Origin of the sequence: Streptococcus suis, from assembly GCF_046032515.1 — a bacterium.
GTDB lineage: Bacteria > Bacillota > Bacilli > Lactobacillales > Streptococcaceae > Streptococcus > Streptococcus suis_AL.
The window spans coordinates 21,473-47,129 of record NZ_JARQPJ010000002.1 but is presented as its reverse complement, the minus strand read 5'-3'; the positions used below and the strand labels follow the sequence as shown (position 1 = coordinate 47,129).

At 40.6% G+C, this 25,657-nt stretch carries 29 protein-coding genes and 2 pseudogenes; 20 read left to right on the top strand and 11 right to left on the bottom strand.

Annotated elements, in window-relative coordinates:
• Positions 1–196: 196 nt before the first annotated feature.
• Positions 197–728 (top strand): annotated as a pseudogene (gene tnpA / locus P7J49_RS01475) (IS200/IS605 family transposase).
• A 213-nt stretch (positions 729–941) separates the two neighbouring features.
• Here the strand turns inward: tnpA and P7J49_RS01470 are convergent.
• Entirely contained in the window at positions 942–2,051 is a 1,110-nt protein-coding gene (locus P7J49_RS01470; protein WP_408568977.1) for an NAD(P)/FAD-dependent oxidoreductase, read from the bottom strand.
• Positions 2,052–2,135: 84 nt separating this feature from the next.
• Between P7J49_RS01470 and P7J49_RS01465 the strand changes: the two genes are divergently transcribed.
• The 6 genes from P7J49_RS01465 (at position 2,136) to P7J49_RS01440 (ending at position 7,738) form a co-directional block, all read left to right on the top strand.
• Positions 2,136–2,753, top strand: a complete 618-nt coding sequence (locus tag P7J49_RS01465) for a GDSL-type esterase/lipase family protein (RefSeq protein ID WP_002935518.1) — start codon at positions 2,136–2,138, stop codon at positions 2,751–2,753.
• Between the two features lie 42 nt (positions 2,754–2,795).
• Positions 2,796–3,338 (top strand): signal peptidase I, encoded by a 543-nt coding sequence (lepB, locus tag P7J49_RS01460; protein WP_002940970.1) that lies wholly within the window; start codon positions 2,796–2,798, stop codon positions 3,336–3,338.
• Between the two features lie 294 nt (positions 3,339–3,632).
• Positions 3,633–5,444, top strand: a complete 1,812-nt coding sequence (gene glmS / locus P7J49_RS01455; protein ID WP_408568975.1) for a glutamine--fructose-6-phosphate transaminase (isomerizing) — start codon at positions 3,633–3,635, stop codon at positions 5,442–5,444.
• A gap of 153 nt (positions 5,445–5,597) precedes the next feature.
• A complete protein-coding gene (locus P7J49_RS01450) occupies positions 5,598–6,239 on the top strand; it encodes an amino acid ABC transporter permease (protein WP_002940990.1) in 642 nt (213 codons plus the stop codon).
• 9 nt (positions 6,240–6,248) lie between these two features.
• On the top strand, positions 6,249–6,881 hold the full coding sequence (locus tag P7J49_RS01445) for an amino acid ABC transporter ATP-binding protein (protein ID WP_408568973.1): 633 nt from the start codon (positions 6,249–6,251) through the stop codon (positions 6,879–6,881).
• Between the two features lie 26 nt (positions 6,882–6,907).
• A complete protein-coding gene (locus tag P7J49_RS01440; RefSeq protein WP_398582397.1) occupies positions 6,908–7,738 on the top strand; it encodes a transporter substrate-binding domain-containing protein in 831 nt (276 codons plus the stop codon).
• Between the two features lie 179 nt (positions 7,739–7,917).
• On the opposite strand, the gene P7J49_RS01435 is transcribed toward P7J49_RS01440, so the two are convergent.
• From P7J49_RS01435 to P7J49_RS01425, 3 genes are read right to left on the bottom strand one after another with little or no spacing between them, the layout of a single operon-like run.
• On the bottom strand, positions 7,918–9,111 hold the full coding sequence (locus P7J49_RS01435; RefSeq protein WP_408568971.1) for a cation diffusion facilitator family transporter: 1,194 nt from the start codon (positions 9,109–9,111) through the stop codon (positions 7,918–7,920).
• Between the two features lie 56 nt (positions 9,112–9,167).
• Positions 9,168–9,620 (bottom strand): threonine/serine exporter family protein, encoded by a 453-nt coding sequence (locus P7J49_RS01430; protein ID WP_408568969.1) that lies wholly within the window; start codon positions 9,618–9,620, stop codon positions 9,168–9,170.
• Positions 9,621–9,623: 3 nt separating this feature from the next.
• Positions 9,624–10,382 carry a threonine/serine exporter family protein gene (locus P7J49_RS01425; protein ID WP_408568967.1) on the bottom strand — a complete coding sequence of 253 codons (759 nt, stop codon included), beginning with the start codon at positions 10,380–10,382 and terminating at the stop codon, positions 9,624–9,626.
• A 161-nt stretch (positions 10,383–10,543) separates the two neighbouring features.
• Here P7J49_RS01425 and P7J49_RS01420 point away from each other — a divergent pair, with 161 nt between their 5' ends.
• Together P7J49_RS01420 and P7J49_RS01415 are read left to right on the top strand one after the other, a co-directional pair.
• Positions 10,544–10,969, top strand: a complete 426-nt coding sequence (locus P7J49_RS01420) for a MarR family winged helix-turn-helix transcriptional regulator (RefSeq protein ID WP_044754509.1) — start codon at positions 10,544–10,546, stop codon at positions 10,967–10,969.
• Positions 10,970–10,988: 19 nt separating this feature from the next.
• On the top strand, positions 10,989–11,348 hold the full coding sequence (locus tag P7J49_RS01415) for a DUF1304 domain-containing protein (protein WP_248055163.1): 360 nt from the start codon (positions 10,989–10,991) through the stop codon (positions 11,346–11,348).
• A gap of 36 nt (positions 11,349–11,384) precedes the next feature.
• Here P7J49_RS01415 and P7J49_RS01410 read toward each other — a convergent pair whose 3' ends face one another.
• Genes P7J49_RS01410 through P7J49_RS01395 form a run of 4 tightly spaced genes read right to left on the bottom strand, consistent with a single transcriptional unit; the run spans position 11,385 to position 14,242 of the window.
• A complete protein-coding gene (locus P7J49_RS01410) occupies positions 11,385–12,239 on the bottom strand; it encodes a DUF4097 family beta strand repeat-containing protein (RefSeq protein WP_408568964.1) in 855 nt (284 codons plus the stop codon).
• Positions 12,226–12,804, bottom strand: coding sequence for a DUF1700 domain-containing protein (locus P7J49_RS01405; RefSeq protein ID WP_408568962.1), 579 nt, complete (start codon positions 12,802–12,804; stop codon positions 12,226–12,228). The genes P7J49_RS01410 and P7J49_RS01405 overlap by 14 nt, the downstream gene beginning before the upstream one ends.
• A gap of 11 nt (positions 12,805–12,815) precedes the next feature.
• The gene (locus tag P7J49_RS01400; RefSeq protein ID WP_408568960.1) at positions 12,816–13,928 is read right to left on the bottom strand and encodes a DUF4097 family beta strand repeat-containing protein; all 1,113 of its coding nucleotides are present in this window, start codon (positions 13,926–13,928) and stop codon (positions 12,816–12,818) included.
• Complete coding sequence (locus P7J49_RS01395) at positions 13,925–14,242, bottom strand: PadR family transcriptional regulator (RefSeq protein WP_002940906.1); 318 nt, start codon at positions 14,240–14,242, stop codon at positions 13,925–13,927. Before P7J49_RS01395 ends, P7J49_RS01400 begins: the two co-directional genes overlap by 4 nt.
• Before the next feature lie 130 nt (positions 14,243–14,372).
• Here P7J49_RS01395 and P7J49_RS01390 point away from each other — a divergent pair, with 130 nt between their 5' ends.
• The gene (locus P7J49_RS01390; protein ID WP_002937688.1) at positions 14,373–15,287 is read left to right on the top strand and encodes an AEC family transporter; all 915 of its coding nucleotides are present in this window, start codon (positions 14,373–14,375) and stop codon (positions 15,285–15,287) included.
• Positions 15,288–15,322: 35 nt separating this feature from the next.
• Here the strand turns inward: P7J49_RS01390 and P7J49_RS01385 are convergent, their stop codons facing one another.
• The 3 genes from P7J49_RS01385 to P7J49_RS01375 form a co-directional block, all read right to left on the bottom strand.
• Positions 15,323–15,721 (bottom strand): DUF5684 domain-containing protein, encoded by a 399-nt coding sequence (locus tag P7J49_RS01385; RefSeq protein ID WP_002940890.1) that lies wholly within the window; start codon positions 15,719–15,721, stop codon positions 15,323–15,325.
• Positions 15,722–15,851: 130 nt separating this feature from the next.
• On the bottom strand, positions 15,852–17,072 hold the full coding sequence (pepT, locus tag P7J49_RS01380) for a peptidase T (protein ID WP_029180242.1): 1,221 nt from the start codon (positions 17,070–17,072) through the stop codon (positions 15,852–15,854).
• A gap of 9 nt (positions 17,073–17,081) precedes the next feature.
• Complete coding sequence (locus tag P7J49_RS01375; protein WP_172026398.1) at positions 17,082–17,897, bottom strand: Cof-type HAD-IIB family hydrolase; 816 nt, start codon at positions 17,895–17,897, stop codon at positions 17,082–17,084.
• A 193-nt stretch (positions 17,898–18,090) separates the two neighbouring features.
• Here P7J49_RS01375 and P7J49_RS01370 point away from each other — a divergent pair, with 193 nt between their 5' ends.
• The 10 genes and pseudogenes from P7J49_RS01370 (at position 18,091) to P7J49_RS01325 (ending at position 25,643) form a co-directional block, all read left to right on the top strand.
• Positions 18,091–18,561 (top strand): ATPase, encoded by a 471-nt coding sequence (locus P7J49_RS01370; protein ID WP_408568957.1) that lies wholly within the window; start codon positions 18,091–18,093, stop codon positions 18,559–18,561.
• A gap of 17 nt (positions 18,562–18,578) precedes the next feature.
• Positions 18,579–18,841, top strand: a pseudogene (locus tag P7J49_RS01365) (hypothetical protein).
• 6 nt (positions 18,842–18,847) lie between these two features.
• The gene (locus tag P7J49_RS01360) at positions 18,848–20,107 is read left to right on the top strand and encodes a DUF2130 domain-containing protein (protein ID WP_408568956.1); all 1,260 of its coding nucleotides are present in this window, start codon (positions 18,848–18,850) and stop codon (positions 20,105–20,107) included.
• Positions 20,094–20,867, top strand: coding sequence for an aminoglycoside adenylyltransferase domain-containing protein (locus P7J49_RS01355; protein WP_408568955.1), 774 nt, complete (start codon positions 20,094–20,096; stop codon positions 20,865–20,867). The genes P7J49_RS01360 and P7J49_RS01355 overlap by 14 nt, the downstream gene beginning before the upstream one ends.
• Positions 20,864–21,472 carry an alpha/beta fold hydrolase gene (locus tag P7J49_RS01350; RefSeq protein ID WP_408568953.1) on the top strand — a complete coding sequence of 203 codons (609 nt, stop codon included), beginning with the start codon at positions 20,864–20,866 and terminating at the stop codon, positions 21,470–21,472. Before P7J49_RS01355 ends, P7J49_RS01350 begins: the two co-directional genes overlap by 4 nt.
• Positions 21,472–21,705 carry a DUF1858 domain-containing protein gene (locus tag P7J49_RS01345; protein ID WP_408568951.1) on the top strand — a complete coding sequence of 78 codons (234 nt, stop codon included), beginning with the start codon at positions 21,472–21,474 and terminating at the stop codon, positions 21,703–21,705. The genes P7J49_RS01350 and P7J49_RS01345 overlap by 1 nt, the downstream gene beginning before the upstream one ends.
• Entirely contained in the window at positions 21,702–23,027 is a 1,326-nt protein-coding gene (locus P7J49_RS01340; RefSeq protein WP_408568949.1) for a DUF438 domain-containing protein, read from the top strand. The genes P7J49_RS01345 and P7J49_RS01340 overlap by 4 nt, the downstream gene beginning before the upstream one ends.
• A 49-nt stretch (positions 23,028–23,076) precedes the next feature.
• Positions 23,077–23,955 (top strand): tRNA pseudouridine(55) synthase TruB, encoded by an 879-nt coding sequence (gene truB, locus P7J49_RS01335; RefSeq protein ID WP_408568947.1) that lies wholly within the window; start codon positions 23,077–23,079, stop codon positions 23,953–23,955.
• A gap of 34 nt (positions 23,956–23,989) precedes the next feature.
• The gene (locus tag P7J49_RS01330; protein ID WP_408568946.1) at positions 23,990–24,913 is read left to right on the top strand and encodes a bifunctional riboflavin kinase/FAD synthetase; all 924 of its coding nucleotides are present in this window, start codon (positions 23,990–23,992) and stop codon (positions 24,911–24,913) included.
• Positions 24,906–25,643 carry a potassium channel family protein gene (locus P7J49_RS01325; RefSeq protein WP_408568944.1) on the top strand — a complete coding sequence of 246 codons (738 nt, stop codon included), beginning with the start codon at positions 24,906–24,908 and terminating at the stop codon, positions 25,641–25,643. The genes P7J49_RS01330 and P7J49_RS01325 overlap by 8 nt, the downstream gene beginning before the upstream one ends.
• Positions 25,644–25,657: the final 14 nt, after the last annotated feature.

Genomic DNA, 25,657 nt, shown 5'->3' with positions numbered 1-25,657 from the left:
AAAGAGTATTTTTATATATTTCTTTATTGAAGATAAATGTAAAGTTTGGAGTAGATAAACTACTTCAAACTTTTTTGTTTTATGTGACAAATAAACCACCCGCTATGCGGGTGCGCGATGAAGGTTATACCAAAAAAACTCCAAACGCGATACAATAAAGGTGTTCAAGCCTATTGTAAAGCGAAAGGAGAAAAATATGGCGCAAAAGGCACATAGTTTATCACATACAAAGTGGTTGTGTTCTACCACATTGTCTTCACACCTAAGTATAGACGAAAAATCATCTATAATCAATATCGAAGTGGTTCGGGAGAAATATTCCGACGTTTGTGTAGTTATAAAGGCGTAGAAATTATCGAAGGACATCTGATGCCAGATCATGTTCATATGTTAGTCAGTATTCCTCCGCGATTAAGTGTATCAAGCTTTATGGGCTATTTAAAAGGCAAGAGTGCTCTAATGATGTTTGATAAACACGCCAATCTCTCTATAAATTTGGTAATCGTCATTTCTGGGCAGAGAGCTTCAACAATTTGGGGAATTGTTGAAGAGTGTAAGTTGGACTTAATGAAGTCACAATTAAGAAATATATACAAGAATAAAGAAATTATCCAGTGGATGATTTCTTCACGAGCTGAAAATCTAGAAAGCGAGTTAAACATGATATAGCACTTGATAAGTTAAGTGTAAAAGAGTATGAAGATCCCTTTAGGGATAATGGCAAGTAGTACGAATGCCTCTTTAAGAGGCTAGTGACGAGTCAAAAGCAGTGAGGCTTGAACAAAGTGAAAGCCAGCGTCTTTAGGCGCTGGCTGGTGATGTGGGCTTATAGCCCTTGTTCAAACCACCCGTTTGACGGGTGGTCATGATTTATTGGTTAGATAACAACTAGTCTTAGTATCTACATTTAAAGGGTTAGTAGAATCTAAACGTATCGTATCTTATTTTTTGAGAATATATCTATTTGGAGAATATGGTGTACGGTCAAAGTTTGTTTCTTGATTGAGAATTTCTTTAGCAATTTGCCAACCGATAATTGGGCCATTTGTCAGGCCGGTAGAGCCTAGACCACTAGCTACCCAGACATTGGGCATATCCTCAATATTTCCGTAGAATGGTGAATAAATTGAAGTATAGGCGCGCGTTCCAATGCGAGTTCTGGCTACAGGATAGTTTGCCAAATCAGGCATGAATTCAGCTATTTTATCATGCATGGCTTGGATTTTTTCAGGGTCTAGTTCTAAATCGTACCCCATATCATCTTCATGAGTTGCACCAATAATGATTTTTCCATTTTCAAATGGTAGGATGTCAATCTCTCCGTAAGGCATACAAACTGGCCAATTATCAGTATCGAATTCTGTATCTAATTCTAACAATTGTCCTTTTTGTGGTCGAACATCCACTTGATAACCAAGAGGTTCAAGAATATGTGGCAACCAGGCCCCTGTGGCTAAGATAATATGGTCAGCAGTAAGCACTTGATTATCTACTTCGACAGTATGGTTGTCGAGCAGTTTTGCTTGTCCGTAGATACGTGTACCACCATTTTTCAAAAATTGTTCCTGAAGAATATCAATCAAACGCCCACCATCAATACGACCGCCACCTTCTAAATGGATACCAAAATAGTCTGGTTTAAGTAGTGGCAAGTACTGGTTAATTTCCGAGCCTATAAGCGGAGTAATTTCGCCAATAGTCGGAGTATCTACGCGACGTTCCTCAGCAATTTTTTGGATTTTATCAAGTAGTTCAGGCTTACTTTTTAGGCCGATGGTTCCAGTCTGTTTGAATGGAATTTCAGTAGCACCTGATTTTTCCAAATCGGCTACCAATTGACGGTAGAAAACAGCACCATCGGAAGTCAGCTTGTACCAGTCTTTATTTTTTTTCTGAGCCATCCATGGGCAGATGATACCTGCGGCAGCTCGTGTGGCTGTTCCAATACCTGAATCAATGAGAGTAAGATTGACTTGTTTTTCTTGGGAGAGATAAAAGGCTGCAGTAGAGCCGACAATTCCTCCGCCTATAATAATAACTTGTTTTTTCATAAGTTAATTATATCACAAATTCAGAAGTTTATTTATTTTTTTCAACATGATACAATAGAAAATAAGAAAAATTGAGGAGTTCGTGTGTCAGATATAATGTATCCTGAGGTCCTAACCGTTGGAAGTGGGGCCGTAAAAGTTGCAACAGTCGGAGATAGTTTGACTTATGGATATGGCTTGGAGAATCGTGAAAAAGATGCCTATCCTTGTATTCTAGCTGAGAAACTTGGGCATCACTATCAAGTTTCAAATTACGGATTGAGTGGGCGTTCACTTCAGTCAACTGCAGATTTTCCTTACTTTAAAGAGAAGAATGCCCAACTTTCACTTGAGAGTGAAGCAGATATTGTCATTATCATGATTGGTAGTAACGACAGCCGAGGACCATATTGGAATAGGGAGAGATTTATTCGAGAGTATAGGGAAATGGCAGAGCAGTATATGGATTTACCAAGCCAGCCGGATGTTTATTTAGTCATCCCGCCTTACGTACCAACCAGTCGTTTTGGATTGAATAATCAAATTATTGAAGATGAATTACAAAAGATTATCCCAGCTATCGGAAATGAACTTGGTTTACCAGTTATTAACCTTTACACTGTGACGGAGGGACATCTTGAATACTATAGCGACGGTCTTCATTTGACACCGCTAGGAAACCAAGTTATTGCTGAAGAGATTTACCAGCATCTCAGACACTAATAGCTCTAAATTGTGGTATAATACTAGTGAAATGGAGAGATTATGGTAAAAAGAGATTTAATAAAACAAATCAGTTTATTGGTCTTATTGATTTTTGGAATCATTGGCCTACGATTTTGGTTACTTGAGCCAGTCACGATTACCCCTGAGATGGCAAATAGCTATTTGAAGGAAAACGACTTTATCATGACGGTGCGAAATGTCCGCCCGATTCATGGAGATTTTATTTTGTATAACCATGAGGGAAAAGAGTATGTGAGTCGTGTGATTGCATTGGAAAATGAGACGGTTACCTATATGGACGATGTTCTCTATCGTAATGATATTATTGTTACAGAGAACTATTTAAAAACGCCTCATTCACAAGAAAGTTATACAGATGACTTTACATTGGAAACCTTGACAAATGGAAAGTACAACGTCATTCCAGAGGGGCACTATTTGGTGTTGAATGATGTACGAACGAATCAACAGGATAGTCGTAGTTTTGGTTTGATTTCTAGTGAGGCTATTGTTGGTAGACTGACTTTTCGGATTAGTCCACTTTCAGAATTTGGTTTTATTAAGACAGGGCTGGTTCAGTAGAATCAGCTTTTTTTATTGTGTTGATACTCTTCGAAAATCAAAATTATCCGTTGTCAACTTGCCTTGATGAACTCCAGTTCTATCTTCGGCTTCGTTTCCTAGGCTACTTTTGATTTTCATTGAGTATGAGATGACTGGATCTGTATTTTGAAATTAGACTAGACCAATTAAAATGTTGACAAGTAATAAATCTTGTTATATACTGATTTCACTGGTCTTTTTATATATAAATTAGACTAGACCAATTTATGAAAAAATGAAAGTCGATGTTTAGAAACATCGTAGGTGAACAGTATGTGTGGAATCGTTGGTGTTGTAGGAAATGCAAACGCAACTGATATTTTGATTCAAGGACTTGAAAAATTAGAATACCGTGGTTATGATTCAGCAGGTATTTTTGTGACGGGTGGGGAGCAAGCTCACTTAGTAAAAGCGGTAGGTCGCATTGCAGAGTTGTCTGCTAAGGTAGGCGATAAGACTGAGGGAACAACAGGAATCGGTCATACTCGCTGGGCAACTCACGGGAAACCAACTGAGGATAATGCCCACCCTCACACTTCTCAAACTGCTGGACATATCCTTGTTCACAACGGTGTGATTGAAAACTATGCAGAAATCAAGGAAGAGTATCTTGCAGGTCATGACTTGAAAGGGCAGACAGATACAGAAATTGCTGTGCATTTGATTGGTCAATTTGCAGAAGAAGGTTTGTCAACTCTAGAAGCCTTCAAAAAAGCATTGAAGATTATTCAAGGTTCATACGCCTTTGCCTTGATTGATGCTGAAAATCCTGATGTCATCTACGTTGCCAAAAACAAATCTCCGCTTTTGATTGGTTTGGGCGACGGTTATAACATGGTCTGCTCAGATGCCATGGCGATGATTCGTGAAACTAGCGAATACATGGAAATTCACGATAAGGAATTAGTTATCGTGAAAAAAGATAGTGTTGAAGTCATGGACTATGATGGCAATGCGATTGAACGTGGTAGCTATACAGCTGAGCTTGATCTGTCAGATATTGGTAAGGGAACTTATCCATTCCACATGCTAAAGGAAATTGACGAGCAACCAACTGTTATGCGTAAATTGATTAGCGCCTATACAAATGAAGCTGGTCAGGTAACAGTCGATGCGGATATTATTAAGGCAGTACAAGAAGCTGACCGTATCTATATCTTGGCTGCTGGAACTTCCTATCACGCAGGATTTGCTGCAAAAGACTTCTTGGAAAAATTGACAGATACACCAGTGGAATTGGGAATTTCATCTGAGTGGGGCTACAATATGCCGCTTTTGAGCAAAAAGCCACTCTTTGTCATGATTAGCCAGTCAGGTGAAACTGCTGATAGCCGTCAGGTATTGGTTAAAGCTAATGAAATGGGCATTCCAAGTTTGACAGTAACCAACGTTCCAGGTTCTACCCTATCACGTGAGGCAACTTACACTATGTTGCTCCATGCAGGTCCAGAAATTGCAGTAGCTTCTACAAAAGCCTACACTGCACAGATTGCGACTTTGGCAATCTTGGCTAAGGCTGTCGGTGATGCAAATGGTAATGCCTATGCCAAAGAATTTGATTTGGTGCATGAATTGTCCATCGTTGCCCAATCTATCGAAGCAAGCTTGTCTGAAAAAGACTTGATTGCAGCGAAGGTTGAAAAACTTTTAGCAACCACACGCAATGCTTTCTATATCGGTCGTGGTAGTGATTACTATGTATCTATGGAAGCAAGTTTGAAATTGAAAGAAATTTCATACATCCAATGTGAAGGGTTTGCGGCAGGTGAATTGAAACACGGTACCATTTCCTTGATTGAAGACGGTGTGCCTGTCTTGGCTTTGATTTCAAATCATCCACACCTTGCAAGCCATACTCGAGGTAATATTCAGGAAGTAGTGGCGCGTGGTGCCAATGTCTTGACAATTGTTGATGAAGCAGTAGCTAAGGAAGAAGATGACATCACGGTGACAACTGTTCATCCATTCTTGTCAGCGATTGCTATGGTCGTTCCGACACAGTTGATTGCTTACTATGCGACATTGCAACGCGGTTTGGATGTTGATAAACCACGTAACTTGGCTAAGTCTGTTACTGTTGAATAAGAAGAAGGAAGGCATGGATTTCCAGCCTTCTTTTTGTACTATTGAAAAAATATACAAAATTTTGTTAAATTTATTAAAAATTCTGAAAAATTCTTTGAAATTAAGGATATTTTTTGATATACTAGAACCTAATCATTCTTTTAGGAGAGCTCTATGGATTATGTTTTGGAAGTTCTGCCCAGTCTACTAAATGGTGCAGCAGTCTCCTTGCAAGTATTTTTTCTAGTATTGATATTATCCTTGCCATTAGGAGCTGTTTTCGCTTTTTTAATGCAGATTAAATTTAAACCCTTACAATGGTTATTGCATTTCTATGTATTAATTATGCGAGGAACCCCCTTGCTTTTACAATTAATTTTTGTTTATTACGTTTTACCAAGTGTCGGTATTACATTTGACCGAATGCCTGCAGTGATTCTGGCCTTTACGCTCAACTATGCGGCCTATTTCTCTGAAATTTTCCGTGGTGGTATTGAAGCTATTCCAAAAGGTCAGTATGAAGCGGCTAAGGTATTGAAATTTACCCCTGTTCAGACCATTCGCTATATTGTTTTACCACAGGTCGTGAAAATTGTCCTGCCAAGTGTTTTCAATGAAGTCATGACTTTGGTAAAGGATACTTCTTTGGTCTATGCACTTGGGGTTAGCGATTTGTTGTTGGCTAGTCGTACTGCTGCCAATCGTGATGCCAGCTTGGCGCCTATGTTTATCGCAGGTGCAATCTACCTATTGATGATCGGTGCGGTAACACTGATTTCGAAACAAGTAGAAAAGAAATTTGACTATTATAGATAGGAGGAAGTCATGTTAGAACTACGCAATCTATCCAAACGATTTGATAATAAACAGATTTTCTCCGACTATGATTTGGTCATTCCAGAGGGGAAAATCGTTGCCATCGTTGGTCAATCTGGCGGTGGTAAGACAACTCTTTTACGGATGTTGGCTGGTTTAGAGACTATTGATTCAGGAACTTTGATGTATAATGGTCAAGAACTGCCATTAGAGGAGTTGGGAAAACGACATTTGCTGGGCTTTGTCTTCCAGGACTTCCAGCTTTTCCCGCACCTATCCGTATTGGAAAACTTGGTTCTCTCTCCTATGAAAACGCAAAATATGTCGCGTTCAGAGGCGGAAGACAAGGCCCTTAAACTCTTGGATACTCTTGGACTTGCTAACCACGCAACTGCCTACCCGTTTTCATTATCGGGCGGACAGAAACAACGTGTGGCTTTGGCGCGTGCTATGATGATTGATCCTGAGATTATCGGCTATGACGAACCAACCTCTGCCCTAGATCCTGAATTAAGAAAAGAAGTAGAAAAACTCATTCTTGAAAATAGGGCTACTGGAATCACGCAAATTGTGGTCACCCACGATATGCAGTTTGCTGAAAATATCGCAGATGAAATCATCAAAATTGAACCGAAACACTGAGAAAAGGAACAAATATGATGATGAATATGAAGAAAATGATGCTTGGAGCTGCGGCTCTTGTAACTAGTTTTGCACTTGCTGCATGTGGATCAAGTGAGTCAACGACCAAGTCAGATAATTGGTCAACTTACGAATCTGAAAAGTCCGTTACGATTGGCTTTGATAAGACCTTTGTTCCAATGGGATTTGAACAGACAGATGGTTCTTACACAGGTTTCGATATTGACTTGGCTAATGCAGTCTTTGAAAAATATGGAATTACTGTAAAATGGCAACCAATTGACTGGGACTTGAAAGAAACCGAATTGAATAACGGGAATATTGATTTAATTTGGAATGGTTATTCTATTACTGATGAGCGTAAGGAAAAAGTTCTCTTCACAAATCCCTACATGGATAACCAACAAGTTCTTGTAACCAAAAAATCTTCCAATATTAGCCAAGTATCTGATATGAAGGATAAGATTTTAGGTGCGCAAGCAGGTTCATCTGGCTATTCAGTATTTGAATCACAACCAGCTATTTTGAAAGATATTGTTCAAAATAACGATGCAAGTCAGTATGCAACATTTAATGAAGCTTTGATTGACTTGAAAAACGATCGTATTGATGGCCTCTTGATTGACCGTGTGTATGCAAATTATTACTTGCAACAAGAGGGAATTATCGCAGATTACAACATCATTGATGCAGGTTTTGAAAATGAAGCCTTCGCAGTCGGTGCTCGTAAATCAGATACTACACTCGTAGAAAACATTAATAAGGCATTTGCTGAATTATATAAAGAAGGTAAATTCCAAGAAATCTCCCAAAAATGGTTTGGTGAGGATGTTGCAACCGATGCAGTAAAAAACTAATAATATAAGAAAAAGAGCCATGCGCTCTTTTTTTAATACTCTTCGAAAATCAAAATTATCCGTTGTTATCTTGCCTTGATGAACTCCAGTTCTATCTTTGGCTTCGTTTCCTAGGCTACTTTTGATTTTCATTGAGTATAAAACCAAAATTTAAGGTAAAGGAAAAGCCAGTCATTCGACTAGGCTTGTTTTTTGGAAATCTGGTGGAAAATAACAGTCCAATTTTCATGACGGCGCCAAAGTGACGTATGAACATAATCACCAATTTCAAACGTAACTAATTTTGATTTTTGGCTAATGGAGGTCATTTGGTAATTGGATAAATACCTGGTCTGGATGGGGTGGTCGGCAAGCATCTGAGTTTTATTTCGATAGCGGCCTTTGGCATCAATTAAGAGATACTGGTCGTCAATCAATTCTTCATACCCATTAGTATGTGCTTGTATCTCTGTTTCAAAACGGAAGAGTTTGTCATACACATGCTCATACATCTCATCGTGTGGAATTTCAGATGGTTCTACGTGAATATCCACATCAAAAACTCCATGTTTGAGTGTTAGGAGTTGCTCAACCTGCTCAGTCACTTCATGACTTTCATAAACGGATAAGTCTGGATTCATTTCTAAAACAACATCAAGGTAGATATTGGCTCCATAAGTCCGACCACGTTGTGATTTGACAGAAACGATTTTTGGGAGTTTGAGAATATCTTCCTCGTACTTTTTCAATAAGTTTTCATCAAATCCATCAGATAGGGTAAAGAAGCTTTCCATAAAAATATCGTAGGCTGTTTTTAGGATAAAGAAGGTAATGATGATGGCTGCAATTTTATCGACAATAGGGAAGTTGAAAGCTGCAGCAAAGATTGCGATAGAAGTTCCTATGGAAGTGACTGCATCGGATAGATTATCCTTGGCAGTTGCTTCTAAGGCCTTGGAACGTACTTTTTTTGCCAAGCGGTTATTATATAAATAAACAGCTAACATAACTAGTGCAGAAAAAATTCCGACAATGGCCCCCATAATGTCTACTTCGATAGAAGAATTGCTGATTAGTTTTTGGAGGGTATCATAGAGTACTTGAAAACCAACGACAAACATAATGAAGGATGTAATCAAGCTTGCCAAGTCTTCCATTTTCCAGTGTCCAAATTTATGATCGGTATCAGCTGGTTTCTGTGCCATTTTTAGTCCAACAAGTACAGCGATATTACCGATAATATCAGAAATATTATTGAAGGCATCTGCTCGTAAGGCATCCGAATGAAAGAGCTGTCCTGCAACGAGTTTGATACCTGATAAGACGATATAGGCACCGATAGATAGCAAGGCACCACGTTCAGCAAGTTTTAAATTGGTTACGTTTTGGTTCATAGCATCTCCTTTGATAAGTTTTCATTTTAACAAAAAGGCCCCTTATTTTCAAGGGGTTAGGCTGCTTTTTTGCCTGTTCGAAGAACCTTATAAAGGCGTAATAATATTGTTCCGCTGGCCATACCGATGGGAATGACTAAGGCTAAAGTTAAGACGGTAGTGATATTGGTTAGGGCTTGAGCGTGGTCACCAGAAACGAAATAAGTCGTGGTCATGTAGGCTCGATAGCCTGGAACAAGCGGTGCTAGGATAGCAAGTGAAAAAATAACAGATGGTGTTTTAAGCAAAATACTCATGATTTGACTGATACAGGATCCGATAATTGCCGCGAAAAAGGTAGCAATCAAGACATTTGTTGGTTCCAATAGTAAAAGATAAATAAGCCAAACAAGCATGCCCAGGAGTCCACCAGGGACCAGCATTTTTCTTTGAACATTGAGAACAATTAAGAAGGCTGCGATAGCGATATAAGAGGCGAGTGCCTGTAATAAGAAGTGAACTGGAGTCATAGATTACCTCACAAGCATAAAGGCCACAGTTGTACCTGCACCGAGCGATAAGATAATAAGCGCTGTTTGGAAAAATTTGGTCATCCCTGTATTGATATGATTGGTCATGAGGTCTCTTACGGCATTTGTAAAAGCAATCCCTGGTACAAAAGGCATGACTGCCCCTGCATTAATCAGGTTAGGATTAATGGGGAAAGTAGTGGTTGCGCTTAATAAATAAGAGGTGAGTGAGAAGACAAAGGCGCCAACGAAGGTGGTGACAAAATCAATTCCAATATAGCGCTCGACAATTAGGGAGATAGGGAAAGCTAAAGCTGTTGCGAGGACAGCACCTGCTGCATCTAAAAGAGAACCTCCGAACATGATGGTAAAAAATGGTGCGGCTACTACGGCAGCTAAGGTTATTTGGATATTGTTATAAGGCGGCTTTTGTTGTTTGATTGCATTTAATTGGCTCCATGCTTCTTCTAGGCTGATTTCTTCATTGGCTAGGGAACGGGAGATTTGGTTGACGTCACAAACTTTCTGCATGTCGTAATTTGAATTTACGATGCGTTTCATACGCGAAATATTCGTATGGTCGATGGAGAAAAAGATAGCAGCAGGGATGGCAAGGACATTGGCCTGTTCAATTCCTTGTGAATGTGCAATCCGAATCATGGTATCTTCAACTCGGTGAATTTCTGCACCGCTTTGTGCCAAAATGGCACCAGCGAGCATGAGCACGTCTATGACCAAGTTTAGTCTAGGAGTGTTTTCCATAAGTAAGTCCCATCCCTCTGCTAGTTATTTTCTTAATTATAACAAAATATAAGTGTAGGCAACATATTTTTTTAATAGATAGGCAAAATAGTTGAAAATTGTTCGGATTGTAGTATAATTGACTTATCAATGATTGATTAATCAATCAAAAGAGGTAGACAATGCAAGAAATGGAAGATTTGTTATACAGATTGAAAGTGGCAGATGAGACGATTTCCAATCTTTTTGAAAAGCAGTTGGGAATCAGTTTGACACGCTATTCAATATTGCAAACATTATTAAAAGATGCACCCCTGCATCAGTTGGCTTTGCAGGAGAGGCTTCAGATAGACCGCGCAGCGGTTACGCGTCATCTCAAATTGTTGGAAGAGAGCGGCTATATCATTCGCAAGCGAAATCCTGACAATCAGAGAGAAGTACTTGTCTGGCCAACTGAGCAGGCTAGGGAAGCGCTAATCACGAATCCTTCTGTCCACCACCAAGCTATCAAAACTTCGATGAATCAGATTCTAACTGTTGAGGAGAGCGAGCAATTCCTAGCCACTCTTGATAAACTGTTGATTGGCTTGCAAAATCTACCTATATAATTTTTTGAGAGGAGACATTATGTCTATTTTTACCACTATTTTAGCTAGCATTGTAGCGCTTGAGCACCTATATATTATGTATTTGGAAACTTTTGCGACCCATTCAGATTCTACTAGTCGTGTCTTTAATATGACAAAGGATGAATTGCAACGTAAGTCTGTGACGACACTTTTCAAAAACCAAGGTATTTACAATGGTTTGTTGGCTATTTTCCTCTTATATGGAATTTTCACAGGAAACCTGGAAATTACAACTATTTTTGTCTTGTTTGTTATTGGAGCAGCAGGTTATGGAGCTGTGACATCTAGTCCAAAAATTATCTTGACCCAAGGTGGACCTGCCATCTTGGCCCTAATTTCCATTTTGTTGTTTAAATAAGTTAAAAAGCCTTCCGTTGAGGAGGGCTTTTTGCAATTACCGAATATTCAGTTCCCCATCTAGTGTAGAAATATCGAGGTAATTTGTAGCTTTGGGATTAATATAGTTTGGAAGGTCAATTCCCAGATTATTTTGACTGGCATCTATATGGATGTCAGTTTTTGTTTTGGGATGAAGAGAAATGTCAATCGAACCATTGTAATTACTGATGTTATGTCTTCCTTCTAGTTTTAGATTTTCTGCTCTAAAATCACCATCCTCGACAGTTAGAATACTTCCGGTAGTATCGGTGATGTCCGTTGGACTTGTTAATGTAGAATGATTGATTGCTACTTCTCCATTAAGGTGTGACAAATGAGCAAAGCTGAGTTGACTGTTTTCAATCAACATATCCCCATCTTCTGCAGTGAGTTCAAGATTTTGAATAGTTACTTTATCCAGATAAAGGTCTCCTTGAAGGTTGCCTGAAAGTGTTTCGATTGTGCTGTTTTTGGGGATCTGTAAAACAGGTTGGTAGTAGGCAATATTCTGGTCATTGACAAGATTTAAGATAGGTTCGAGTAAACCATCATATGTAACGATACCTTGATAGGCACTAGAAATGGTTAATTTCCCACCTTGGACTTGGTGACTGAGGAGGTCGATGTCTTTATGCTGATTTCGATAGTAGTGGAGGTGGAATTGGTTGTCAGGCGAGGGCATGATGGACAGTCTTTCATTAACTTCTATAGCCCTAATGTCACTAAAACTGGCTGTTTGGGGCTGAAAATAGTTTTCTGCAACAGTTTTCATATTTGTCCAACCGCCAGCAAAGTAGCCGATGAGGCTGAGAATTGTACCAAGAGTGAACAGGCTCAGACTAATTTTCGTAAATGGTTTAAGCTGTTTCATAATAGCCTCCTTTGCGAATCTTTCTTTGTATCCAATGTAAAACAAGCACGAAGGTTTTGCTTCCAAGGTCTAGAGTGAATTTACTACCCAATAGAGTGAGGGCCAAGCAGATGAGGGCCAAGCCTGTGAAGAGCAGGGAGGTAGACCATGATAGTGTGAAGAGGTCGAAGGCGAGGAGTAGCTGGGCGATTGCCAGGCTGAGGAGGACAATCCAGAGTGAGATAGGGAGCAGAAAGAGGCTAAAGATGATTAGGATTAGGGTAATGAAGAGGGCGACCAAGCTGATGGCTAGGGGTATGCCGATTGGGGCGGCAAGGATAGAGAGGATGGTCAGCCAGACCATATTGCGGGTATTTGGCTTATCCTCAATCTTCTCTTTATCATATAGATTGGCTAGGATTTCACGGGCTGCTTCTTTTGGACTGCCTAATTCTTGAATGGCTTCCTCGTCGTTTTCTTTCTCATCGAAAAACTCATTGAAATAGTCCAAGGTATCTTGAAAATCTTCTTTTGGTAGGTTTTTGATATATTTTTCGAGTTTCTGTAAATATTCCTTGCGATTCATGGAAACCTCCTTTATCCAACAGTAAGCTGGCAGTCTTGACAATGAATAACCAGCTGAGCAGGGCTATTTTCTTGCTTATAGCTGAGATGAGTGATGTCATTCTCTTTCATCATTGTAAACGCCTTATCCTTTGGAAGTTTAAGGCTAGAATCTTCCTCCCAGATGTCCAAACTGATGTCCGTACTTGGTTTATAGGTTACGACAGAATCTTCAGCCTGGCAGTTAAGGCTCTTTTCAAGGACAAAATCCTTCAACTTCCAGACACAGTCTTCTAATGTTATCCTTGCATCTGAAAGGCTCATGCTTGTCAGAGTGATGATAGAATCACTAGCTTTCAGTGTCAAATTCCTTGATTGCCCACCAGAAATAGATAAGGTGGTATCTTCTAGCTGAAGAGAAGCGAGAGGACTTTGTAGATCCGACATTGTCAGACTAGTGTCAGTTGCCTTAAGAGCCAACTGTTCGCTTACTTGCACATCCACCATGGTTAGACTGCTATCTGTCGTTTTCAGATTGAGACTAGTAAGGGGCAGGAGTTTTTTAGGGATTTTGAGAATAGCAGAGCTAGCTTTATTGTTTGAGAAGTAGAGGTGATTAGGGGAAGGCTTACTCGTTAGGTACAAACTATCCTGAACCAGTTGATAGTCAAAAGCCTGATAGCTCCCATCTTCAGAAACGGGATTGTGCAATAAGACAGTTTCTCCGTCATAAGTTTGAACACTCAGAGCCTGATCTTCGAGCAAAATCTGTAGATTTGAAAACTCAGGTAATTCTTCGCTTTTCGCCTTCAATTCCATTCTTTCCCTAGCTTGATAGGTTGAGTGTTTGAAATTGTTGAAAAAATTCTCCCAGTCAAATTGAAAATCAAAATCAAAGTTGAAATCAGATGGTTTAGAAGAATGTGAACTTACTTGGTCTTTTTCGGTAATCAGGGCATCTTCAGGTAGGTTGGCGATGATTTCTTTTGCTGCTTCATCAGGTGTTCCAAGCTCTATAATAGCTTCCTCGTCGTTATCCTTTTCGTCAAAATACTCATTGAAGTAGTCTAAAGCCTCCTGTCTGGCACTTGGATGAAGTTGAAATAATGCTTGTTCCAGTTGGTTCAAATAATCTGCGCGTGTCATTTTCGTAAGCTCCCTTCTATAATTCCGTCAATATGGTCTTTGTAGCTATTCCATTCACCCTGCAGGAAGGGGATATGCTCACGTCCAGCAGGAGTGATGGTATAGTATTTCCGCTTTCTCCCTTGAAATTCTTGGGTGTAGGTGGTGACATAGCCAGCCTTTTCCAATTTTTTCAAAATAGGGTAGAGTGTGGATTCCTTTATATCAGCAACTATCTTGATGGTTTGACTGATTTCATAGCCGTAGGAATCCTGCTTTTCCACGATGGCTAATACCAGAAATTCAATCAAGATAGAGGATACGGGGTAGTACATAAACTCACCTCTTTATCTTTATGTAATTATTTTATATATAAATTATATACCTATTGTTTAGCAAAATCAAGCGATTATATAAAATTTTTATATATCATCAAAATTCTTTTCTATATGCTATACTAGTTTCATGAATGAACTTGAATTATTAGCCCGTGCTCTCGGTTTTATCTTTGTTATCGGTTTAGGTTATACATTAAAAGTCAAAGGGATTGTTCGAAGGGAAGATGCAAGAATCTTTTCTAGCTTAGTGATGAATATTACGCTACCAGCTTCTCTCCTTGTAGCTTCAGCGACAGCCCAAGTATCTATAGATTTATATGTTCCCTTCATATTAGGGATTCTTTGTAATCTTTTTTTGGATATGGTGGGATACTGGGAAGCGAAGAAGTCTGGTCAACAGACTTCCGTCGGTCTTATGCAGTTATCAGGCTATAATATCGGAACCTTTACACTCCCATTTGTGCAAGCTTTTTTTCCGCTATCTAGTCTACTAAGCGTCATCGTATTTGATGCGGGGAATGCAATCATGGTTCTAGGTGGGAATTACAGTATTGCAGCTGGTGTGGATGAAGAGCAGGAAAGAATGACCGTTGCAACTTTTATAAAGAATCTTTCACGCTCAGTTCCACTAGTAGTCTATCTAGTTAGCCTATCGTTAGCAGTCTGCTCTATCAAACTTCCACGCGAACTTATCTCTGCGCTGACGATAGCTAGTAATGCTAATCCTTTTTTAGCCATGCTCATGTTGGGAATCTTGCTTGATTTAAAATTGAATTGGCAAGAAATTAGTCGATTGGTCTATCTTCTCTCTTTGAGGCTGGGTGCGAATATTCTAATAGCAGGAGTCATTTATTTTCTTCTACCTATTGATAAAACGATGAAAATCATGTTGCTGGTCTGTCTCGTTTCTCCGATTTCAGTCATGTCCCCAATTTATGCATTAAAGTTAGGTAGTCGATCAGCTGAACCTGCCAATGTTAACTCCTTATCTATTTTGGTCAGCCTAGTCATGATGGTTCTTCTTATTTTTCTATTCGTTTAAAAAAGCCTCCGCGTGTGCGGGGGCTTGATTGTACATTAATCAATAAAGAATTCTTGTGGACCTTGGTAACGACTTCCATCATTAAAGGCGATGTAGAGGTTAAAGATAGGTGTAAGAAGAACATAGAAGATAGCTTGTACAGCTGATAAACCAAAGCTACGACCAAAATTGTAAACGAGATAGATGCCATATAATGGTCCTGCTAGTGGAATCAGTAAGAATAGAATGAACCATCTTTTTTCATAGCCAAAGGCGATGCATTGTTGGATATAGAGATTGTAGATTGGGATCAATGATTTCCAACCAGCATAGCCTGCTTTTTTGAAGAGGATGTAGTTGGAAATAGCAACAAGAATATACCAAATAAATGAAAATAGTAGTGTTGTACCCCAAATGCCAATGAGAATTCCCTGTGCTAATGTTTCTTCTGTCATAATAAAACTCCATTTCTTTTTGATGGTTCTATTATAACAGTATTAGTTCAATAATACAAGTGGTTTTTCAAAAATTTTGAAAGATTTTCAGAAAAAATCAGACCTTCAATTGAAAGTCTGAACAAATTGTTTATTTATATGCTACAATACCTAAAATCACATCAACAGCTTTTTCCATGGTTTGCAGGCTGACGAACTCGAAGCGGCCATGCATGTTTTCACCGCCAGCAAAGATATTTGGCGTTGGAATGCCCATGAAGGAAATCTTAGAGCCATCTGTTCCTCCGCGAACAGGCTCAATCAGTGGCTTGATGCCTAGATTTTCCATAACGTCCTTAGCAATGTTAATTGGAGTCATATCTTTTTCGATGATTTTCTTCATGTTGTAGTACTGGTCATGTAGGTTGACAATGACACGTGGTGTGTCAAACTTGGCATTCATTTTCTCAGCAATGTCCAGCATAAGCTGTTTGCGGGCTTGGAAATCTGCTTCCTCGAAGTCACGGATGATGTAGGTGGTAGAAGCAGTATCAACACTGCCTTCCATATTCATCAAATGGAAGAAACCTTCATAGCCTTCTGTTTTCTCAGGGCGGTCTGTTTCTGGAAGGGCATTGTGGAAGTCGATAGCTAGTTGGAAGGCATTGATCATCTGATCCTTGGCAGAGCCTGGGTGGACATTGCGTCCTAGGAAATCAATCTTGGCACCAGCTGCTGAGAAGGTCTCGTACTGGAGTTCGCCCAGCGGGCCACCGTCCATAGTGTAGGCAAAGTCCACATCAAAGTCTTCCACATCAAACTTGTCAGCACCGACACCGATTTCTTCGTCAGGGCCAAAGCCGACACGGATTTCACAGTGTTTGATGTCGGGGTTTTGGACTAGGAATTCAATAGCTGTCATGATTTCTGCAATTCCTGACTTGTCATCAGAGCCTAGCAAGGTGGTACCATCTGTGGTAATCAGGGTTTGACCGTGGTAGTTGGCAAGTTGTGGGAAGTCTTTTGGATGCAATTCATAGCCAGAAGTTCCCAAAGCAATTGGATTTCCGTCGTAGTTTTCGATGATTTGCGGATTGACACCTTCTGCGTTGAAATCTGCCGTATCCATATGGGCAATAAAACCAATCTTACGTGTCAAACTTGGGTCGTTGGCAGGCAGTGTTCCCACAGCAAAGCCATTTGGCAGGTAGTGGACATTCTGTAAGCCGATGCGTTTCATTTCAGGCAAGAGGATATTCTGTGCAAACTCGACTTGGTTTTGGGTAGAAGGAGTGGTTGTCGAATTTTCATCTGAGCGAGTATTTTCTTTGACATAGACTAAAAAGCGGTCTAAAAGTGTTGGGTATTTCATAGTGTCTCCTTATTTGTTCAAAATATGTTTTTCAATGGCTTTGGCAACGCCGTTGTTTTCATTGGTGTCTGTGATGTCCTGGGCGATAGCCTTGACCTGCTCGTTAGCGTTGCCCATGGCAATACCAAGTCCAGCAAATTCAATCATTTCCAGGTCGTTGTTGGCATCTCCCATAGCCATGATTTCTTCAGGAAGGATACCGAGGCGGTTTGCCAGTTTTTTTAAACCAGAGGCCTTGCTAGCTCCGTTTGGTAAAATTTCTAACAGATAGTCCTGTGAACGAACGGTGGAATAGTGTTGGCTGAGTATAGGATTGTGTTGATTTTCAAAAGCATCGATATGCACTTTTTCACCGACGAACATGGCTTCAAAGAAGCGATGCTGACCTGACTTAGCTTCTTTTAAATCAATTGGTTGAGGAGTCATTCCTACTAAACCTGCGTCTAAATTAACGCGTGCATTGGCTTTCTCTGCAAGAACGAAGTAGTCTTCCTCATCAAAGAGAGAAATTTGCACATCATCATTTTCAATAAAAGTGGAAAGATAATCAATATCAGAGATAGATAGTTCTTCCCAGTCAATCAGGCTCCAATCCTTTGTCGAATGGGTTGAACAGCCGTTATTGACAATGATAAATTCTTCCTCGGTGTCAAAGCCGAGCTGCTCTACAAAAGGTTTAACACCAGCCAAGGGCCGACCAGTACAAAGAACAATCTTGACGCCCGCTTCAACAGCCTGATGAATGGCATCAATCTGTGGCTGTTTCAACTCTTTTTGCTCATTCAAGAGCGTTCCGTCCATATCAAGAGCGATTAGTTTAATCATATGAACCTCCTTGTTTTCAATACATCTAGTATAGCATAAAATGAGAAAGGAATGATTGAAATGCTAGAAGAAATACGGTATAAAAATTGAGAATGGGCTGCTTACTGATGGTCAAAAATTATAAATATATATGGAACATCGGTTATAGACTGGTGTTTTTTGGTATAATAGAAGGATAGAATAGGAGTATGATATGAAGATTAGTGTAAAGAAGGAGGCGGGGCACTACCTGCTCAGCATTTGCTATTCTGTGTCGGCTAGTTTGGTGGAGGCATGGAATTTGTTGGCAACGAATAGTGGCTTTGTTCGCTGGTTTCCACAGTTGAGGGTTGAGGGTGACAAGTTGATATTTGAAATGGAAGACTTCCGTGAAACCATGGATTTACTGGAATATCGAAAAAATGAAAAAATTGCCTACAGGTGGGATTCAGCAACAGTTTCATTTACACTGTCTCAGCTAGAAAATCAGACCTTGATTACTTTTGAAGAACGAATTCCAGAAGATTTTGGTAATGAATTTGCGAATGCTCCAAAAGACATGATAGGATGGTTGGTGCAAAATGAATGTATCAAAAAAGTCTTAGGAGGTCAGGAGCCGCCTGTGCGTCAACCCTTGCAGGAAAAGTGGAGGACTTTTCTGGAGCTTGAATTAGAAGGTCTGTAATCTGAAAGGAGGTTGTTATGAAAAAGTGGTGGGAACAACTGAAAGAAGAATATTATGAAACACGGTTTGATTCTAATGAAGATTGGATGGAATGGTTTATCAAACGGAAGATGACCTGGGGCTGGAGATGGCCGACTGCTATAACGATTTTTGTCCTTTGGGCTCTATCACTTCCAGATGCTAGAAATGCGGTTCGTTTCTTTTATTTTATTTTTTATTGGCGCTGGGAGTAGCTACGGTTTTACATAAATTAATATCTTATTTGAAAAGAAGAAAGTGAGAGAATATGCATCAAATTACTTGCCCCCATTGTGGGACGGCCTTTCAGGTCAATGAAACAGAATATAGTCAGCTTTTAGCCCAGGTGCGTGGTGCGGAGTTTGACAAGGAAATCCATGAACGATTGGAGCGGGAACGAGAATTATTAAGCCAGAAGGCTGAAAATGATTTGCAGGCTAGATTGAGTGATAAGGATAAGGAGATTCTGGAACTGACCGCAAAACTTGATAAATTTGCTAGTCAGACGGAACTGGAAATCAGCTCTGCTATTTCCCAAAAAGACCAAGAAATTCAAGAGCTTAAGGCTCAGTTGGGGCAAATCGGTCTTGCCAAGGACTTGGAGTTGCAGCAGGCGGTAGCTCAGGTGGAAAAAGAGCGGGATGCGGCACAAAATGCTTTGGTTTTGCAGGAACAAAAGCAAGAGTTAGCCCTGGCGACCACTCGTCAGGAGTACGAAGTACGGCTCAAGGCGGCGGATGAGCAGGTGGAATTTTACAAAAATTTCAAGACCCAGCAGTCTACTAAGGCAATTGGAGAGAGCTTGGAGCAATTTGCTGAGGCAGAGTTTAACAAGGTTCGTTCCTATGCTTTTCCACGTGCCAAATTTGCGAAGGACAACGAAGTATCAGCGTCCGGTTCAAAAGGAGATTTCATCTTCCGTGATTTTGACGAGTCGGGCTTGGAATTTATTTCCATCATGTTCGAAATGAAAAACGAGGCAGATACGACCAAGACCAAGCATAAAAACGCTGATTTCTTTAAGGAGTTGGATAAGGACCGTCGGGAGAAAAAGTGCGAATATGCTGTATTAGTCAGCATGCTAGAGGCGGACAATGACTATTACAATACAGGGATTGTGGATGTTAGTCATGAATATGAGAAGATGTATGTTATTCGACCACAGTTCTTTATCCAATTAATCGGAATTTTACGAAATGCTGCGCTCAATAGTCTGCAATATCAGCAGGAGTTAGCCTTGGTTAAGGAGCAGAATATCGATATTACTCATTTTGAAGAAGATTTGGAAATTTTCAAGAATGCTTTTGCCAAAAACTATCAATCGGCCAGCAACAATTTCCAAAAAGCTATTGATGAAATCGACAAGGCTATTAAGCGGATGGAAGCTGTCAAGGCAGCCCTGACCACCAGCGAAAACCAGCTTCGCCTAGCTAATAATAAACTAGACGATGTCTCCGTCAAAAAACTAACCCGCAATAACCCAACCATGAAAGCCAAGTTTGAGGCGTTGAAAGATGAGAAAGAATGATATTCAAGAATTACTGAATGAAATTTGTATCATATTCCAAAATGAATTAGGAGAGAATTTACTTGGTATCTATCTGCATGGTTCTCTTGCAACAGGTAGCTTTATCTGGGAGAATAGTGATGTAGATTTTCTAGTAGTTGTTGAACATTCCTTAACACAGATAGAAAAAATAAGAATAATTCAATCTCTTTATACTTTGTTGCCCCAAACTCCTCCTAAAGGGTTGGAGATGAGTATTGTATTGAAAAGTTGTCTTAAACCATGTGATTATCCTGTCCCGTATGAACTACATTTTTCAAATATGCATATCCAGGCTATCCATGATAATATAGAAAAATATTGTGATAATATGCAGGGAAGGGACGAAGATTTAACTGCTCATATTATGGTTATCTGGCATAGAGGAATTAATTTATGTGGTCCAGATATACAACAACTGTTTGAAGAGCCAAGGCGAGAAGATTACTTGAACAGTATTTGGTTTGACATTCAAGATTACGAGAATAAAGTCTTGGAACGACCTGTTGACGCGGTACTAAATCTTTGTCGAACACTTGCCTACCTTGATGAGAATATCATTCTATCAAAAAGAGAAAGTGGGGAGCGGGTGCTCACAGTTTGTCATCCTATGTACCAAACTCTGCTAGAAGATACTTTATCAGTTTACAAGGGAGAACGATTAGAGGCAGTAATTGATAGGCAGTTAGCAAAACGATTTGTGGAAGAGCAGATGAGGCAAATACGGGAGAAAATCAGATGAAACTCATTATTTTACATGGTCTAGGTCAGACTGTGGCCAGTTACGATGACTTGAAAAACTCTTTGACCGATGTTGAGGTTGATGTGTTGGAATTGCCCAAGGCACAGAATTTTGAACGCCTTTGCAGTCAATTACGGAACAGATTGCAGCAGGAAAGGGAATCTTTTGTACTCTTTGGATTGTCGCTAGGCGGTGTTCTAGCTTTGGTTTTAGCCAATCATTTGCCCCAGTGCCGAGGGTTGATTGTTTCTGGTGCCCAGTATCGCTTAGAGGGGAATTGGTTGTTTGGTCTTCAAATCGCGATTATGTCCTTGCTTCCCAAGCCCTTTTATCGTAAGCAGGGGCTAGATAAGGCACAGTTGTTAGAATTGCAGAAAAGCATGCGTCAGCTTGATTTAAGGAAAGAAATTAGTCAACTCAGTCGGCCCACCTTGCTAATCTGTGGATCAACGGACAAACCCAATCTGAAACCTGCACATGAACTGACCAAATTAATACCACAGGCTGAGCTAGTTATCATCGAAGGTGGAGGACATGAATTAAATGTTCATAGGCCAGCGGAATTGGCTCAAGCTATAAAGCAATTTTTTAAGAGGAATTTTTAATGAACACAATCGACCTAAATCTGCCTGTTGCAGAGATTATCAACCAGCACCCAGAAATCAAGGAGATTCTGGTAGAGCTTGGTTTCAAGCCCTTGGCCAATCCAGCCATGCTGAATACAGTTGGTAAGGTGACCAGTCTTAAAACAGGCTCCAAGATGACCAATATTCCGTTAGACCGTATTCAACAGGTCTTGGAATGCAACGGCTATGAGGTAACAGGAGGAGAAGCATGACAGACAAACGGATTGACATTTTGAAGAATATTCTCTTGGACCTGCACAATGGGGCCAGTCCAGAGTCTGTTCAGGACCAGTTTAATCAGCATTTCACGGGAGTTTCTGCTCTGGAAATCTCCATGATGGAGCATGAACTTATGTCCAGCGACACAGGCATTACTTTTGAAGACGTCATGAGCCTCTGTAATATCCACGCCAACCTTTTCAAAGGAGCCATTGCGGATGTGGAAGTGGCAGATATGGACCAAGAAGGTCACCCTGTCTATGTCTTCAAGCAGGAAAACCTTGCCCTGCGGGCGGCTCTCTTGCGCATCCGCCGTATCCTCGACCAGTATGAGCAGACAGAGGACACGGAACTTCAAGACCAGCTTCTGCAAGGTCTGACACGCCAGTTTGGCCTCCTCGGTCAGTTTGAAAACCACTACACCCGCAAGGAAAAGGTCTTCTTTCCGATTATGGAACGCTATGGTCACGATGCACCGCCCAAGGTCATGTGGGGCGTGGACGACGAGATTCGCGACCTCTTCAAAACGGCTCGTAAAACCCTTAACACAGGCGACATAGTGGCAACAAAAGCCCATTTCGAAGCCTTTGCCAAGGAATTTGAAGAGATGATTTTCAAGGAAGAGGCCATCCTTCTCATGATTTTATTGGAGACATTCACTCAGGATGACTGGCTCCAAGTGGCAGCAGACAGCGACGCCTACGGTTACGCCATTGTCAAGCCGACAGCCAAGTGGGTGCCCCATCGGGAGGTTTTTGGAGAAATAGCAGAGCAGGAAGCAGATTCTGTTTCTTCGCAGCCAGCAGGACCAAATCAGCAGATTATCGACACGCCAGAAGGCCAGTTTACCATTACCTTCACACCCAAGGAAAAATCAGAAACTGTTCAGGACAGGACTAGTCCGCAGACCTTCGGCAACGGTTATTTATCTGTCGAGCAGGCTAATCTGATCCTCAATCATTTACCGCTGGAATTAACCTTTGTCAACAAGGATGACATTTTCCAATATTATAATGACAGCCACCCTGTCGAAGACATGATTTTCAAACGGACGCCAAGCCAGATTGGACGCCATGTGGAGCTCTGCCATCCTCCCAAAATAGTAGATAAGGTCAAGAAGATTTTTGACTTGCTCCGCACAGGGCAAAAAGACCAGGTCACCATGTGGTTCAAGTCCGAGAGCATGGGCAAGTTTGTCTATGTGGTCTATAAGGCGGTGCGTGATGACCAAGGAGAGTTTCAAGGCGTTTTGGAGTATGTCCAGGATATCCAACCATTTTTTGAGATTGATAGCGATTTTCATCGGGATATCTAAATCATACCGGACCGCCCGCAAGAGCGGTCCTTTGTGTTATAATGGAAGAATGATTTCAGGAATTATTAACGTAAAAAAAGAGGCGGGCATGACCTCGCACGATGTTGTTTTTAAGCTCCGCAAGATTTTGCAGGAGAAGAAGATTGGTCACGGAGGGACCTTGGACCCAGATGTGACAGGCGTTCTGCCCATTGCAGTCGGCAAGGCCACACGCATGATTGAGTACATGCAGGAAGAGGGCAAGATTTACGAGGGGGAGATTACCCTCGGCTATTCGACCACGACAGAGGATGCTTCTGGTGAGATTGTTGAGCAGACACCGGTTTTGGACATAGCAGAGCAGGCAGTTGATGAGGCTATGGCTAGTTTTGTCGGTACTATTACCCAGATTCCGCCTATGTACTCTGCTGTCAAAGTAAACGGCCGCAAACTCTACGAATACGCACGGGCGGGTGAAGAAGTCGAACGTCCCCAACGCCAAATTGACATATATAGTTTTGAACGTACCAGTCCTATTGAATTGGCAGATGATTGTGCACGATTTACCTTCCGAGTTCGTTGTGGAAAAGGCACCTACGTCCGTACTCTTTCTGTTGACTTAGGGGCTAAGTTAGGCTACGCCAGCCACATGTCTAAGTTGGAACGAACTGGTTCAGCTGGAATGGACCTAGCGGACGCCTTAACTTTGGAAGAAATTTCTTCGCTGGTAGCTGAAAATGATTTTTCATTCCTCCAACCTATTGAACGTGGTATCGGAGATTTACCTGTTGTAGAATTGAAAGAAGAGCAGGTGCAAGATGCTATATTTGGTCGATTTGTAGAATTGAATGCAGAAGCAGAGCGCTTAGCAGGCTTTCATGATGGTCAGTTGATTGCTATTTTTGAAAAACGCGACCAGCTGTATAAACCGAGCAAGGTTTTGGTCTAAGAAATTTCTCAATAACTGTGATAAAATAGAAAACATGAACATTAGAACAATTAAAGATTATAGTGAATTGAATCAAGAGGAGCCGACGGTTTTAGTACTAGGCTACTTTGATGGGATTCATCTTGGGCACAAAGCTTTACTTGATCGAGCAAGAAAAGTAGCAGATGAGCAAGGTTTGACAGTAACTGTTCTGACCTTTCCAGAGTCACCTCGGTTGGCTTTTTCTCGCTTCAGCCCAGAACTTTTACTGCATTTGACTAGTCAAGAGCAACGCTACCTCTTATTGAAAAAATATGGTGTTGATAATCTTATTTTGACTGATTTTACTAGTGAATTTGCTAATAATACTCCTCAGCAGTTTTTGGATTGCTATATCAAAGGTCTCAATGCCCAGATTTTGGTCGCAGGTTTCGACTATCATTTTGGAAATTGCAGAGCAGATGTCAAAGATTTGACAGAGCTATTTGATGGTCAGGTAGAAATTGTAAGTGAAGTGAGCCTGGATGGAGAAAAAGTTTCTTCAACTCGCATTCGTCAGGCTATCCAGGCAGGGGATGTCTCTCTAGCTAATCAACTTTTAGGTTATCCATTTATGACGGAGGGAATTGTTGTTCACGGAGATGCCAGAGGGCGCACTATTGGTTATCCGACTGCAAATCTGGCTCCTTTTGACCGAGTCCATTTACCATCTGAGGGAGTCTACGTCGCTGATGTCGAAGTAGATGGAAAACGCTATCGAGCTATGACAAGCGTTGGGAAAAATGTGACCTTTGATGGAACTGAGATGCGGATAGAAGCCCATATTTTTGACTTTGATCGTTTTATATATGGTGAAAAAATGACCATTTTCTGGCTTGAGAAGATTAGGGACATGGTAAAATTTGATGGTATCGAAGGCTTGATGGAACAAATGAAGTCCGATGAAGTGTTTGCCTTGCAATGGGGTCAGCATGATTAAACGATTGATTCGTCATCCTTTTTATGAGAAGGCTATGACCTACATAGCTGTAGTCTATGTATTTCTTATCGTACTTGAATTAATGGATGCTAGTATTGCCAATTCTAGTGGCTATCGGGTACTGGATTGGCTCCTGTGGTTTATCTTTGTCTGCGATTATTTTGCTCAGCTTTATTATGCGGATAACATACTTGAATATGTACAGGGGCATATCTTGGAATTAATTGCCATTATTCCATTTGATTCATTCTTCAGTTTTCTTCGCTTGGGAAGACTTGCACGACTCTTCAGATTGGTCAAAGTAACGAGAATATTTGCCCTGTCTAATCGATTCTGGGATACAATCAACAAGCTTTTGCATACCAACAGTTTATCCAAGGTATTGATGCTAAATAGCTCAGCAGTACTAGTTGCAAGTGTCTTATTATCAGTGATTGAAGGGAAATCATTCTTCGATGCACTTTGGTGGTCCATTGTAACGATGACAACTGTAGGGTATGGAGATATTGTCCCCAAAGATACGATTTCTAAAATTATAGCCATCCTCCTGATGTTGGTTGGTATTTGTACTTTTGGTATGGTTACCTCCACGATAACTCGTTTTTTCTCTGAAACAGAGCGTGAAACGAAGTTGGATACCTTGATGGCAAAAATTGATGAACAAAACGAAATATTGCTACGCTTAGAGAAAAAAATAGAATCTTTGGAAAAATTACAGGGAAGAGATTAGATTTACTATTGAAA

Excerpts from the sequence above, each read along its gene's own strand:
- P7J49_RS01470 (WP_408568977.1), bottom strand. The coding sequence starts at position 2,051 with ATGAAAAAACAAGTTATTATTATAGGCGGAGGAATTGTCGGCTCTACT.
- lepB (WP_002940970.1), top strand. The coding sequence starts at position 2,796 with ATGGTAAAAAGAGATTTAATAAAACAAATCAGTTTATTGGTCTTATTG.
- glmS (WP_408568975.1), top strand. The coding sequence starts at position 3,633 with ATGTGTGGAATCGTTGGTGTTGTAGGAAATGCAAACGCAACTGATATT.
- P7J49_RS01450 (WP_002940990.1), top strand. The coding sequence starts at position 5,598 with ATGGATTATGTTTTGGAAGTTCTGCCCAGTCTACTAAATGGTGCAGCA.
- P7J49_RS01445 (WP_408568973.1), top strand. The coding sequence starts at position 6,249 with ATGTTAGAACTACGCAATCTATCCAAACGATTTGATAATAAACAGATT.
- P7J49_RS01440 (WP_398582397.1), top strand. The coding sequence starts at position 6,908 with ATGAAGAAAATGATGCTTGGAGCTGCGGCTCTTGTAACTAGTTTTGCA.
- P7J49_RS01435 (WP_408568971.1), bottom strand. The coding sequence starts at position 9,111 with ATGAACCAAAACGTAACCAATTTAAAACTTGCTGAACGTGGTGCCTTG.
- P7J49_RS01430 (WP_408568969.1), bottom strand. The coding sequence starts at position 9,620 with ATGACTCCAGTTCACTTCTTATTACAGGCACTCGCCTCTTATATCGCT.
- P7J49_RS01425 (WP_408568967.1), bottom strand. The coding sequence starts at position 10,382 with ATGGAAAACACTCCTAGACTAAACTTGGTCATAGACGTGCTCATGCTC.
- P7J49_RS01420 (WP_044754509.1), top strand. The coding sequence starts at position 10,544 with ATGCAAGAAATGGAAGATTTGTTATACAGATTGAAAGTGGCAGATGAG.
- P7J49_RS01415 (WP_248055163.1), top strand. The coding sequence starts at position 10,989 with ATGTCTATTTTTACCACTATTTTAGCTAGCATTGTAGCGCTTGAGCAC.
- P7J49_RS01410 (WP_408568964.1), bottom strand. The coding sequence starts at position 12,239 with ATGAAACAGCTTAAACCATTTACGAAAATTAGTCTGAGCCTGTTCACT.
- P7J49_RS01405 (WP_408568962.1), bottom strand. The coding sequence starts at position 12,804 with ATGAATCGCAAGGAATATTTACAGAAACTCGAAAAATATATCAAAAAC.
- P7J49_RS01400 (WP_408568960.1), bottom strand. The coding sequence starts at position 13,928 with ATGACACGCGCAGATTATTTGAACCAACTGGAACAAGCATTATTTCAA.
- P7J49_RS01395 (WP_002940906.1), bottom strand. The coding sequence starts at position 14,242 with ATGTACTACCCCGTATCCTCTATCTTGATTGAATTTCTGGTATTAGCC.
- P7J49_RS01390 (WP_002937688.1), top strand. The coding sequence starts at position 14,373 with ATGAATGAACTTGAATTATTAGCCCGTGCTCTCGGTTTTATCTTTGTT.
- P7J49_RS01385 (WP_002940890.1), bottom strand. The coding sequence starts at position 15,721 with ATGACAGAAGAAACATTAGCACAGGGAATTCTCATTGGCATTTGGGGT.
- pepT (WP_029180242.1), bottom strand. The coding sequence starts at position 17,072 with ATGAAATACCCAACACTTTTAGACCGCTTTTTAGTCTATGTCAAAGAA.
- P7J49_RS01375 (WP_172026398.1), bottom strand. The coding sequence starts at position 17,897 with ATGATTAAACTAATCGCTCTTGATATGGACGGAACGCTCTTGAATGAG.
- P7J49_RS01370 (WP_408568957.1), top strand. The coding sequence starts at position 18,091 with ATGAAGATTAGTGTAAAGAAGGAGGCGGGGCACTACCTGCTCAGCATT.
- P7J49_RS01360 (WP_408568956.1), top strand. The coding sequence starts at position 18,848 with ATGCATCAAATTACTTGCCCCCATTGTGGGACGGCCTTTCAGGTCAAT.
- P7J49_RS01355 (WP_408568955.1), top strand. The coding sequence starts at position 20,094 with ATGAGAAAGAATGATATTCAAGAATTACTGAATGAAATTTGTATCATA.
- P7J49_RS01350 (WP_408568953.1), top strand. The coding sequence starts at position 20,864 with ATGAAACTCATTATTTTACATGGTCTAGGTCAGACTGTGGCCAGTTAC.
- P7J49_RS01345 (WP_408568951.1), top strand. The coding sequence starts at position 21,472 with ATGAACACAATCGACCTAAATCTGCCTGTTGCAGAGATTATCAACCAG.
- P7J49_RS01340 (WP_408568949.1), top strand. The coding sequence starts at position 21,702 with ATGACAGACAAACGGATTGACATTTTGAAGAATATTCTCTTGGACCTG.
- truB (WP_408568947.1), top strand. The coding sequence starts at position 23,077 with ATGATTTCAGGAATTATTAACGTAAAAAAAGAGGCGGGCATGACCTCG.
- P7J49_RS01330 (WP_408568946.1), top strand. The coding sequence starts at position 23,990 with ATGAACATTAGAACAATTAAAGATTATAGTGAATTGAATCAAGAGGAG.
- P7J49_RS01325 (WP_408568944.1), top strand. The coding sequence starts at position 24,906 with ATGATTAAACGATTGATTCGTCATCCTTTTTATGAGAAGGCTATGACC.